Raw genomic sequence first — 12023 nt, forward strand, 5'->3', positions numbered from 1 at the left:
ATTTATTAATGATAATTTAACATCTACACTTTTAGGACATAAATGCCAAAAGTCTGATAAAAAGTGATGATTACTTTAGCGTCTTTAGCCACAGCGTTTTTAGAACGACCGGGATTAGCTAAGAGTACTCTGCGTTCATATCAGTCTACCTTAATCCCGTTGCTCTCCGAGTACGGCCGATGGTCAGTAGAAATCATCAATAGGCAAGTTTTGCAGGAATATCTCAATCGTTTAACTGATGTTTCTTATACTACCCACCATCGTCATCAAGCTGTGATTACGGCTTTGTTTAATTTTGCTGTGGATATGGGATATCTCAAATCTAATCCGGTTGCCGGACTGACAAGACGCAAGCCCAGTCGAGAGCAAGGAGAACACGCTACAGCGGAGGCTGTGCGCTATCTTACGTCCAACCAATTAAGTATTCTGTATCATGTCATCAAAAAAGATGCGCGGTTGTCTGCATTGGTGCGTTTGTTACATAGTAGCGGTGCTAGGATTGCTGAGGTGCTGGCTCTAAATTTAGAGCAAATAGATTTCAAAGCCAGGAAATTCCAGGTTGTTGGCAAGGGTAACAAGCAACGGTGGTGTTTTTACAGTGAAGTGACGCAAATCAGTCTAAATCACTACTTTAAATATTACAGACATCCAACCCATCCAGCCCTGTTTACTGCTCAACAGCCAAAAAATTTGGTTGTCTCCCGTCTTTCTTACCGCATGGCGCATAAATCCTGGACAAGTTTGATTGGGAATACGACCGAACTCCAGGGGGTTCGACTTCATGATTTACGGCACACTTTTGCTACAGAGCGGGTGGGACTGATGGGAATTGAAGAACTTAGGGCATTGATGGGACATGAGAGCATTCAGACAACGTTACGGTATCAAAAAGTAACGCCACAACGGGCACAGATTATAGCACATAAGGCGTTTAATAGTCTGCCAAGTTTTTCCGAATAATTTTGGTAATTAACTAAAATTTTACAGTCATAATCAATACTCCTGACTGGGATTAAATTCATGGGACAGAGAATACACACTACTCTGCACCAACAAAGTGAGGGTAAGCAGCAACTAAGCGGGGGGCTTTAGGAAAAGCAGTGGCTAAAAAGCTTGCTGGACAAAGCTTTCAGCCTTAGCGTACGATTTTCCCGTTTTGGGTGCGACACGATGGCGCACGAAGGGCTGGAAGTCCCTATATACAAAGCTTCCAGAAGATGAGTGAGGAACCGATTCCTCCAGTCTAGTGTCCAAGGCTGTTCCTAATTCCCCCATGCAGTACTGGTAACGGCATTGTGTGAAGCGGGGAATAAAGCCCAAGGAAGCATTTAGCCTAAAAATGTAACCGGACAAAGGAAAGATTGGATGGGTGAATGTAAATGAATCCTTGTTAAGGCATCGTTAGAAAAGGTCATCGAAAAGGCTGACACGGTGATACGAGTGAATGTACTGAATGCCCCGAAATCATCCAGTCAAGGTTCAACTCCCCAATTTAGCTGAACTGGGACACCAACCACTCCGGTGTAGAGAGGACACCCTACCCAATTACATCTCATCCGTGCGTAACGTAGTAACCCCAATGAAGTCTGGGATTTACCCAGTAAGCAACCCGTAAGGGAAGCCGAATTCTTCAGTGGGTCAAGGATGCTTCCAAAAGCGAATGCCACCAGCCGAAAGGCAAGGGAAATCCATAACCCGGTGGATAAGGCAGATGTCCAACCTGAAAGGGTGCTGACGGGAAGCAGGTGAGTCAACCAATATCCGTTGTAATGATTTCAAACCGAGGTGTAAGTTAGATGCAGGCAACTGTAAACCGAACCAAGGGACAGACTGATTGGAATTGTGTTAATTGGCACAAAGCCAATCGGATTGTTCGGAATTTGAGACAGCGAATCTTTAGGGCAAAAACTGAGGGCAACCTGAAAAAGGTACGCTCTCTCCAGAAATTGATGCTACGCAGCTATTCTAATCGCCTAGTCAGCGTTAGAAAAGTGACGCAGTACAACAGAGGTCGATATACACCAGGGATAGATAAAGTAGTAGTGAAAACTACTGCTGCCAGGGGTCAGTTAGTAAATAAATTAACTGATTATTCCCCTTGGAAATCATCACCAGCACGACGAATTTACATCCCAAAAGCTAATGGGAAGAAACGACCTTTAGGAATCCCAGTAATACAAGACCGTGCCATCCAGGCAATGGTTAAAAATGCCTTGGAACCCGAATGGGAAGCAACTTTTGAAAGGTCAAGTTACGGTTTCCGACCAGGACGTAGCCCCCATGATGCTATTGAAAGTATCTACAACCTAGCTCGTCCGAATAAACGGAAGAAATGGGTAGTAGATGCAGACATTCAAGGATGTTTTGACAACATTTCTCATAATTTTCTGTTAGAGCTTTTAACAGGCTTTCCAGCCCGTGAATTAATTAAACAATGGCTACTAGCAGGATATATGGAAGCGGGTTCATGGCATCCAACAGATGCTGGTACACCACAAGGGTCTGTTGTCAGTCCGTTGTTAGCAAATATAGCTTTGCACGGTATGGAATCTGCTCTGGGAGTTAAATATAACAAGGATGGAGAACTCCGTGCAGCAAGAGCCTTGGTGAGATACGCCGATGATTTTGTGGTGTTCTGTGAAACACAAGAAGATACAAAAAATGTTATTCAAATCCTTAATTATTGGATGCAAGTCAGGGGGCTTACCCTCTCCCTGGAGAAAACCAAAATATCGCATCTCACAGAAGGGTTTGACTTTTTGGGTTTCAATATCAGGCACTATAAAGACCAAACCACTAAAACTGGATGGAAGCTGTTAATTAAACCTAGTAAAAAGTCTGTGTTAAATATTCGGAGTGAACTGCGTTCCGAATGGCTTAACTGTAAAGGTCAGCCAGTAGATGCAGTCATTAAAAAGCTCAATCCGATTATTCGGGGGCAAGCAAATTACTTCCGAATTGCTGTATCCTCAAAAATTTTCAATTCTCTTGACCACTGGTTATATGAGAAGCAGAAAATGTATGCCAAACGCACTCATCGGAATAAATCTGATAGCTGGCGTAAGGCTAAATACTGGGGAAATCTAAATCTTGATAGACCATTTGACCGATGGGTTTTTGGTAATAAACAAACCGGAGCCTATATGTTAAAATTTGCCTGGTTCAAGATTGAAAGGCACATTCTTATTAAAGGTAAATCATCACCCGATGACCCAAAATTAAGGGACTATTGGATTAAACGGCAAGAAGCTAAAACTAAATCCGAATTAATCAAAAGTAGGCAGAAGATAGCCCAAAGGCAACAATATGTCTGTCCTGTATGCGGGGAATCTTTATTAAATGATGAGGAGTTACATCTTCATCATAAAAAGCCAAAATCTCAGGGTGGTGGTGACAATTACGGCAACCTACAACTCGTACATCTGTACTGCCATCAGCAAATACATTCTGGAACAATTTGTAGTTTATGACTTGCTTGAGCCGGATGCGTTGCAAGGCGCAAGTCCGGTTCTGAGGGGGCGGGATTATAGCGATATAGTCCTGCTACCCGACCACGGTGACGCCTATTATAATACACATTATAAAGAGATTGAAAGCACAGCAATGTAAGGATTATATCTATACAACCTCCAATTGAATAAGTATTACTCAGAACTCCTGCACCTAAAGGCTTGGAGGCTCTGATGAAATTCCGCAAGAAACTAGGATCAAAATTGCTTTTAACTTAGAACTGGCAATAGTTTGACTTCGATTAACCACTCATCCTTGTCAAAAAAATTAGCTTTGAGCTACTTGATCTTATTTATATTAATCTATATGCCTTAACTGACAGGGATTTCAGGCACTTTTATGCCAGAAAAGTTCAACGTCCCATTTAGAAGATAAATTTTTTTTCTCGGTAGCAAAAACTTCTTCACTATTTAAATATACCTTAGTATCGAATTTATTTATATTTTTATATCTTCTTTTTATACCTTTCGATAGGGATGCGATTGAAAGAGCTAGGTATAATAAATATATTATTCATGCTCTTTTTGTTCATGCTGTTTTTGCTGCTAAGAAGTTCGCACTTCTAGATATTACATCTAAAATATCTGCTGGCTCGAGCAGAGTAATTTGTGCTAAGACTTCCTCTTTAATCTCCTCAACAGGACGATTTTTTAACTTTCTGGCATGATTTAATGGGCTATTTTCCCAACCTTGACGGTAGGTAGATAAAGATATATGGCCATCCAAGTACTGTTGCAGCGATTCACTATCACCCCCACTCAGTTTTGCCAGACGCAAGAAATTTTTAGAGTCAGCTTCAGGAATGACTTTCGCTTTTAACCATCTGTATACAGTTGTAGAATCTACACCAATTTTTTCAGCTAACCTTTTTTGAGTCCAGCCTTCTTGTAATAACTGTTCAATTAACTGAGCTAATCGTTTTTGGCGTTCCTGCATAGTAGAAAACCTGGTTCTACCAGTCATAAAAGTTACTTTTAGTTTTTGGTGGTAAGTAAAAAAAATTACTTTTTATGGCACTTTATACTTATCTAATAACGTTGGCGAATTCAAATGATTGATATCTAACCCCTGATGTCGGTTTACAGTAACCGCTGCATAAGACTTTTAGACTTTTGTGGCACATCAGCCAACAGTGTCCTTATCTCGGCATAGGGGTTAGCTCGGCTCAAAGTGGATTGGCCTTGCTTATTTATTTTATTTACTAATTTAAAACGAAACCTCTCTTATTTACAAGAGTTTGAGGAATTTAATCAAAAAACGTGCTTACCACAAGCCAATAAAAAATTTTGGATCACATCGGAATCAAATCGTTAAGAAATTATAAGTAACTATGCAGCTTACATTGCATTGTGCAAGCATTATTATTGCAGGGTGCAAAGTTACAAAATGTACTTTAGAAAGCATCCGTCAACAAACAAGGTGTCATCACTCCCAGAGCAAAGTTATGACGTATATGACGGACTTCAGTCGAGCTTCTGTTAATGGAGGAGAGAACCAAACAAGGTCATCCTCTAATTCTACCGTCTTTTTCGATACACAAAATCTTACTTTTGTCCAAGATAGTGATCCAATGGAGTTAGAGACTAACTCTGAACAAAACCAGGCTGATAGTCAAAACCTATCGAATATGGAAAATCAGCCCAATGAAGCTGATAGCTTAAGTGGCGTAAAGCCCTGCGGGCATAGCTGCGCTAACCACGATAGCGTGCCGGAGGCATCAGCCATAGCCTTGGAACTAGATAGGTTGGAGGGCAGAATTGAAAAGGGTTTAAGAGCATTTTGGGAAATCGGACAGTCTTTGGGTCAAATTCGAGATAAACAGCTTTATCGGCAAACTTACAAAACCTTTGAGGAATACTGCCTAAATCGTTGGGAAATGTCCCGACGTTCAGCTTATCGCTTGATAGAAGCTGCATCGGTTTATGAAAATGTGACCCATGGATCACAAATTCCAGAAAATGTGACCCATGGGTCACATTTTAAAATTCTTCCTGCCAATGAACGTCAAGTCAGACCTTTAGCAACGCTAACCCCAGAACAACAACGCCAAGCTTGGGCTAAAGCAGTTTCTACAGCCCCCGGTGGGAAAGTTACATCTGGTCACGTCGCCCAAGTAGCGAGAGAGTACCATCGTGAAAACTCAGCGAATAAATTTGGGAAAAAGCACTCTTTTGAGAAGCAACAGCAATCAACTGACAATTCTCAGCAGTCATTGACCCATAGCTGCTGGAATTGCCATCATTGCAGTCGGGAGTCGGTAGACGACGATCCCCAAAGCTTTTATTGCTATCAGCTAGGTAAATTAAGCTTTGTTGAAAAAGACGGCAACCAACGAGGAGCAGAATGTGAGTTCTGGACTAATCGCTTTGCAGAATCGTCTGAAGTCAGAAAAAATTTAGTACCGTTACGAGAAACTTTCAACCTGACTTTACAACTTCCAGCACACTTACAACCATTGATACAGGATGCTGCTAAAGAGTCAGAGTTAGCTGTTATGGAATGGGTAGCAAAACTTGTGGAAGAAGCAATTTCCAAAAAAAATGGTACTCAAAATATAGATATTCACCAAAATTGCATAGACATCACAGTTTCAGAAGTTGCTTGATATTTAAGACTTCAAAGGCAAAAACTCAATCTGGAATGGGTAGCTTGGCGCTTATAGCAATTCCTTATAAGGTTGAAACAAATATGATACCCCCAATCCCCTTGAAAAAGAGGGCGAAGAGAAATTATATGTATCAAGTTTTAAGAGAAATGGATTAATCCTGTTCTTTGAAACTGGATGGGTGAAACATTGAATCTTCGTTGGACGTATCATCGAAAAATCGTTAATTTTCCGAAAATAAGGGAAGAAGGTTAATTAGGATTAATACACAAAGGTTATCTGTTGATGCTGAGTGTCAAGTTGCAAATCTTAAAACTGTAGAGATGTATTAATACAAGCTTTCAAGGTGTAGGAATTTTTCTCACCCATACACACATTTTTTGTTTAAAACCGTAATTCTTCGTTTTCTAGCGTAAGTCTTATCAGTATTTGCAGCGAAATGCCACTTTGCATCAAGTCAATATTTGGTAATTTGGGGGAGGACAATTTTAGTGTCAGTAGGAGATAATAACAAAAGGAATCCAAACCCTGAATTATCAGGCTACCAATTGGTGTTAGCTGGTTTACAAGTACCGCAGACACCAACAGCCGCTAAAAGACTGAGGAAACCTAAAAACCTTCCTTTTACAGAACCACTGCTATTTACAAGCAACTACTACGAGATGACGGCAACAAGTGCGCCAATTATTAGTGCTACCCAGGCATACCTCAAACACCCAGATTGGACTAAGTACAGTAACGGCACACTGTACTACCAAAAAACATTTGGGAAAGGTCGTCATATCGAATTTTGCGTACTTAATAAACACAATCATCAGCCACAGTACATTTTAGACCGTGCTGAACAGGAAATTATTAAACAATACGGTGTGATGGCAGCGAGGTTACACGCAGTCTTCGCCACATATACTGCTCAACAAGAAGAACCTTGGAAGCAGCCTTTTGTACTGCGCGGTTCGGAACTTATTAAAACACTTCAGATATATAAAAGTAAAAAGCTAAACAAAGCAGCAAAACTAAAAGCTATAGCAGATTTAGCTATGGTCGTTGGCACTTTGGGAGCAGTTATTCAGTGGTACGAAGGGGACTTAAATCTTTGTATTAAAGAGCGTTGCTTACTCTGGATGGTAAGTGTACAAGAATATAGTCAACCAAATTTATTTTGTGAAGCGGATGACATTTTAGAAGTTATTATTCGTGTACAGCCAGGTCTTTGGACTTATAACTTTCTCAATGCTGAAGGGGAGAAATCAAAAACCGCACTCTACCAATGTGGGTTTATCCCCAAACAAGTTTTTGATTTAGATCCACATCAGGATAAACTTGCTTTCAGCCTAGCTTTATATATTATTCAAAATAACCGCGCTCATAAAAATGGTAGTTATACAGTTTATAACTTGTTGATTAATATTTTGCCATCTTCGCAAATTGAGAAAGCAGTCAGTGATTATCGGTACGGTTGGCGATTAAAAGAAGATTTAGAAGAAGCATTACTGCTGTTAAAAGATAAAGTTAATATGACGATTGAATTTGATGACCAAACCTACCCCATGTGGTTAAGACCTTTGTGGGCAATACCAGAAGAACTAGCTCATTTATCCCCTCAAGAAAGAAATCAAAAGTTACTGGGAAAGAAAAAGTTACCAGATAATTATATTCAAAATATTTTATTGCCTGCTGAGTTAAGTTTTAAGTTATCATCTCCACAAATAAGTAATAAGAAATTAGTAAAAAATAAAAATACAAAATCTAATAAAGCTGGTGTAAAAATAAAAAATCAGGTTGATGATGTAATAAATAATTCTGGCATAGCTGAAACTGCATTAGCAAGTAACGGTAAAGTAACAGTTACAAATATACCTGATACCAAGGAAATAACTGGTAGTTTGGTTAAACAAATGAGAACAGCTAAAGAAATCAGTCAAAGAGACTTTGCTAATGCTGTAGGTATGAGTCAAAGCTGGGTAAGGGATATTGAGACTAAGGGCAAAGATGCACCTATTCCTGAAAAGTATACTGCTATAATTAAAGAGGTTTTAAATTTTAGATAGGGTAAGTTTAGAATTAATTTAATTAGGGCTTGCTGAAAAAGTCGTGAAAAAACTTGAAAAGAATTGAGTAGGTATTCAGGTAGAAGTAAAGATAAGTGTTTGTTATCTAAAATTCACCAAATTATCACTAACATACTAAGCTATACCAAAAATTTTGGGGATACCTTTTTATCTATTTCCGCACATAACACCAAATAACGCACCAGGGTGAATTACTTGTTTCCACTTTGGACTGGTGGAAATTACTGCCAAAGGCTGACCATTTTTAAGATAGATCAGAGGTGGATAATTTGCCCGTGAATTATAAGCACTATGGTCTGAATAACGACTGCCATAATCCCCGTACTGATTCAAGATACTTGTGCTTTCATAGCGACTGCCATAACTACCATAGGGATTACAGATGGAATTATCATCATAACGATCACTAGAAACATTGCCTAAAAATTGACCAGTACTAGGATGAAGCAAGAAAGCATTACCATCTAAATCAGATAAGCTTTGAGCTTTACTCATTGTATTTGTAATACCCAAAAAGCCCGAAGCAAATGCTAAGACTAACGCTGTTTGTGTAAGTTTCATACTACTTATTCTTATATAGAAAATCAATCTGAGTTGTAGTTTAAGAATAAAATCTATTGTTCAGATTTAATTCAATTGTAAAATCAGTATTGCTCTAATAAAATACGTATAAGTACGTATTTTTGAGTAAAGACCATTGAATGTTGAGAGAATCAAGCTAATTTAAAAGACAGAAATATAGTATTTATAAGAGCGAAATCAAAATGGTATTACTTCACACTCAGTAAAACATCCTCGATCAACATGATAGACTTTTATCTCTTTTTCCGCATCGTCGCAAAACTGCACTTCAATTCCCACAGCCTGATAAATCCAATTTGCGTTATTGAAATATTGTTGAACTGAAAAGCCTTCTGCTGGATAGGTGCGGCACCAAGCAGGCCAAACCTCTGGTTTCCAAATATAGCCTTCAGCTTTGAGCAAGTCTTTAATTTCAATAGTACCGTTGCTACCTTTGCCATCCTGATTACCAACTTTAACAGTAATATACCGTATAGTCTCCACACCTATAAAAGTTTGATAATCTGACCAATTTAATACAGAAATTTTCGTTCTGCTGTTTAATTCTTCAAGGAAAGGTGATGAATTTTTACTTTCTGTGATAATAAATAAAGTTTCAACTGCACGAGTTAAAGCAACATAAAATAAACGGCGTTCTTCATCCACTACACGCTCAATGCTATCACCAAACACACGGGTAAACATTAAATCAGGATGTATCAATGGATAACAACGAGGAACAGCATCAAGTATTATAACTACATCCTTTTGAAGACCTTTATATTTATGTGCAGTTGATATAGTTACGAGTTCTCTTAATTCTTCAGGAAGGTATGAGCGCACTAATTCTAGAAATTTAGGAAGTGTGCTATTTTTTGTTCTATTCCGTAATCTTGTATAATTCACATACCAAGGTAAACTATTCTTGCGACTGAGTAATACTACTTTTTTACCATCTTTAATAGTCTTGTTAATTAGACGTAAGATAGCAGGTATTATATTGTCCCCAGGATAATTTTCTTGCTCTGTGGGAGTTGGTTCAAAGCTAGACATATCAGCAATATTAACTATTCCTGAAATCTTTTTATCAGCGCGAGCAGGAGTACCCAACCCTTGCATTAACTTATTACCAATATCAACAATAGAAGTAGCTGAACGGTAATTTGTAGATATATTTAATTGCTGTGATGGCTGGAAGAATTGGTGAAAATTCTGATAAAATCGGAGGTCAGAACCAGCAAAACCATTTATTGCTTGCCAGTCATCACCAACGCAGAAAAATAGTGCTTGAGGATTTTGCTTTCTTATTGCTGCTATTAAATTATAGAAAAGCTCTGAAAAGTCTTGATATTCATCAATCATGATGTATCTGATACTCTTTAAATCACCAGTTCCTAATCTACGGCGAAATATAGTTTGTCCTGATGCAACTACTTCTACGGATTTTTGCATTAGTCCATCAAAATCTTCTTCACCTCTATCCTCAAGACATTTTAAATAGGATTTATAAAATCTATATGCTAAATTCAAAAATTGTTCTTCAATCTTACTCACACATTCATGTTTATAAATAATTTCTGCTAACTTTTCTGAAGTTAAAGAAACTTTACGGCATCGTTGAATAAATCCTTTTACTACTGTCGTAAATCTATCTATTGATCCATCTTTTATCTTTGACCAAATTTTTTCTTCACTCAGTCGGTTGCATTGAATTCCTAAACTTTCTAACTTATCCTTGAGTAATTCACAAAAAACGTCTGCTCCTTGATCTTTAAGAGGTCTTGGTGATAATGCTATTAACTGCCAGCCAGGGCGATTTGCTCAATATTCTCGCTTTTCATGAGACATATCATCATAATCTGGATCTCCTTCTAGTCCAAAATATTCAATAACTATTCCTTGCTTCTCTCCAGTGAATATTGTAAAATCAGGACGGTAATTTATGCCATTCCACCAAAAATTACATTCATATTTGTATTTAATATTATGTTCAAATAAAAAGTTAGCAATTAGTTTTTCACCAAAAGATTTATAGTAGTTACCATCAATTCCTTCTCTTGGCAATGAGCGACGATAACGAAGCATTTCTTCTGGAGTTTTATCATAGCCACCTGAAATTATGCGCTCCCAGTCTTCATGAAATGCTGCCATCATCAAATCGCGTATTTTTGCATAAAATATTGGGTGGTGTAAGTAATCATTAATTACAATCTGTAGAGCGCGGCTTTGGTTCTGCTCTCCATCTGGTTCATCAAAAAGAATATTTTCAGGATGAACTAAGGCATAAGCTAAGGCATGGAAAGTCATTACATGAGGAACAGAATTTTGTAATTGTAAAGTTAGACGTTCTCGCATTTCGTCTGCTGCTTTGCGATTGAAGGCTAAAAGCAACATTTCTCCTGGTGCAATACCACAATGTTTCTGTAAAAATATCGCTCGATTGACTAAAGTTGAGGTTTTACCACTTCCTGCTCTAGCTATTACTTGTACATGATTTTCAATACTACCAATTGCTGCTGCTTGTTCGAGATCAGGAGAGGAGTTTAAATTCGTTTTTACCCAATTTTGTATGTAATTTGATTTTTCAGATCGGTACTCTTGCAATGATACGTATTCAGTAGAATAAAGTTGATAAAAATTACCAGCATTAAGAAAGTTGTTTTCAAATTTGTCCTTTATGTTTTGTAGTAAAGATAGTTTTTTAGCATTCCTTCTTTCAGTTTCTAGTCTTTCAGCCTCTCGTCTTTCATCTTCCCGTTTTTGAGCTTCTAATTTTTCAAGTTCTCGTCTCTGAGCTTCTATTCTTTGAGCCTCAATTTTTTCAGCCTTTATCCTTTTGTTCTCTTGCTCAACTTCTAATAATACAAGTATTTCTTTTAAAGAAATTGGCGGGTTTATTGTATTAAAAATCTCCACAAAAAAATCTTTATCGTATTCGACATTAAATTTATTTTTGTAATTGACTGTAATTAATACCTCTTGATGTCCTATATATGTGCTTAAAGTTTTTCCTTTAATTCCATATGTAATTTCTGGAATAAAACGAATCACGTCTTTTCCAAGAATAAGTTTCCACAGGTTATCATTATCACCAATAATCTCTGCAAACTTTTTAACAGTATCAATTTGTAAACTACTATCCATAAACACACCTCTATCAAAATCAGCAATTGTGACTAAATTGCTACCAGCATTATTTTAGGTCTTTAAATCTTCAATTTTTACTATTGGTTCATAATTTGTGCCACTGATACGGGTAATTCAATTATTTGCAT

General features: G+C 37.8%; 8 protein-coding genes. 4 read left to right on the forward strand and 4 right to left on the reverse strand.

All coding sequences use genetic code 11. The annotated features are described in order from the left end of the window. Positions 1 to 66 precede the first annotated feature (66 nt). Positions 67 to 960, forward strand: a complete 894-nt coding sequence (locus tag CYLST_RS31070; RefSeq protein ID WP_015328486.1) for a tyrosine-type recombinase/integrase — start codon at positions 67 to 69, stop codon at positions 958 to 960. A gap of 836 nt (positions 961 to 1796) precedes the next feature. Beyond that, entirely contained in the window at positions 1797 to 3470 is a 1674-nt protein-coding gene (gene ltrA, locus CYLST_RS31075; RefSeq protein WP_015328484.1) for a group II intron reverse transcriptase/maturase, read from the forward strand. A 568-nt stretch (positions 3471 to 4038) separates the two neighbouring features. On the opposite strand, the gene CYLST_RS31080 is transcribed toward ltrA, so the two are convergent. Beyond that, positions 4039 to 4473 (reverse strand): helix-turn-helix domain-containing protein, encoded by a 435-nt coding sequence (locus tag CYLST_RS31080; protein ID WP_245587559.1) that lies wholly within the window; start codon positions 4471 to 4473, stop codon positions 4039 to 4041. Between the two features lie 481 nt (positions 4474 to 4954). Here CYLST_RS31080 and CYLST_RS31085 point away from each other — a divergent pair, with 481 nt between their 5' ends. Continuing rightward, entirely contained in the window at positions 4955 to 6115 is a 1161-nt protein-coding gene (locus CYLST_RS31085; protein ID WP_015328488.1) for a hypothetical protein, read from the forward strand. Between the two features lie 491 nt (positions 6116 to 6606). Next, a complete protein-coding gene (locus CYLST_RS31090) occupies positions 6607 to 8166 on the forward strand; it encodes a helix-turn-helix domain-containing protein (RefSeq protein WP_015328489.1) in 1560 nt (519 codons plus the stop codon). A gap of 168 nt (positions 8167 to 8334) precedes the next feature. Here the strand turns inward: CYLST_RS31090 and CYLST_RS31095 are convergent, their stop codons facing one another. From CYLST_RS31095 to CYLST_RS32885, 3 genes are all read right to left on the reverse strand, one after another. Further along, positions 8335 to 8748 carry a hypothetical protein gene (locus CYLST_RS31095; protein WP_015328490.1) on the reverse strand — a complete coding sequence of 138 codons (414 nt, stop codon included), beginning with the start codon at positions 8746 to 8748 and terminating at the stop codon, positions 8335 to 8337. 198 nt (positions 8749 to 8946) lie between these two features. Next, complete coding sequence (locus CYLST_RS32880) at positions 8947 to 10545, reverse strand: UvrD-helicase domain-containing protein (protein WP_085960835.1); 1599 nt, start codon at positions 10543 to 10545, stop codon at positions 8947 to 8949. A 24-nt stretch (positions 10546 to 10569) separates the two neighbouring features. Beyond that, on the reverse strand, positions 10570 to 11892 hold the full coding sequence (locus tag CYLST_RS32885; protein WP_063823493.1) for a UvrD-helicase domain-containing protein: 1323 nt from the start codon (positions 11890 to 11892) through the stop codon (positions 10570 to 10572). Between the last annotated feature and the right edge of the window lie 131 nt (positions 11893 to 12023).

Source organism: Cylindrospermum stagnale PCC 7417 (assembly GCF_000317535.1).
In the GTDB taxonomy this organism is placed as follows: domain Bacteria; phylum Cyanobacteriota; class Cyanobacteriia; order Cyanobacteriales; family Nostocaceae; genus Cylindrospermum; species Cylindrospermum stagnale.

What these genes read in the sequence shown, in the direction of transcription:
- CYLST_RS31070 (WP_015328486.1), top strand. Translation starts at nt 67, where the DNA reads ATGATTACTTTAGCGTCTTTAGCCACAGCGTTTTTAGAACGACCGGGA.
- ltrA (WP_015328484.1), top strand. Translation starts at nt 1,797, where the DNA reads ATGCAGGCAACTGTAAACCGAACCAAGGGACAGACTGATTGGAATTGT.
- CYLST_RS31080 (WP_245587559.1), bottom strand. Translation starts at nt 4,473, where the DNA reads ATGACTGGTAGAACCAGGTTTTCTACTATGCAGGAACGCCAAAAACGA.
- CYLST_RS31085 (WP_015328488.1), top strand. Translation starts at nt 4,955, where the DNA reads ATGACGTATATGACGGACTTCAGTCGAGCTTCTGTTAATGGAGGAGAG.
- CYLST_RS31095 (WP_015328490.1), bottom strand. Translation starts at nt 8,748, where the DNA reads ATGAAACTTACACAAACAGCGTTAGTCTTAGCATTTGCTTCGGGCTTT.
- CYLST_RS32885 (WP_063823493.1), bottom strand. Translation starts at nt 11,892, where the DNA reads ATGGATAGTAGTTTACAAATTGATACTGTTAAAAAGTTTGCAGAGATT.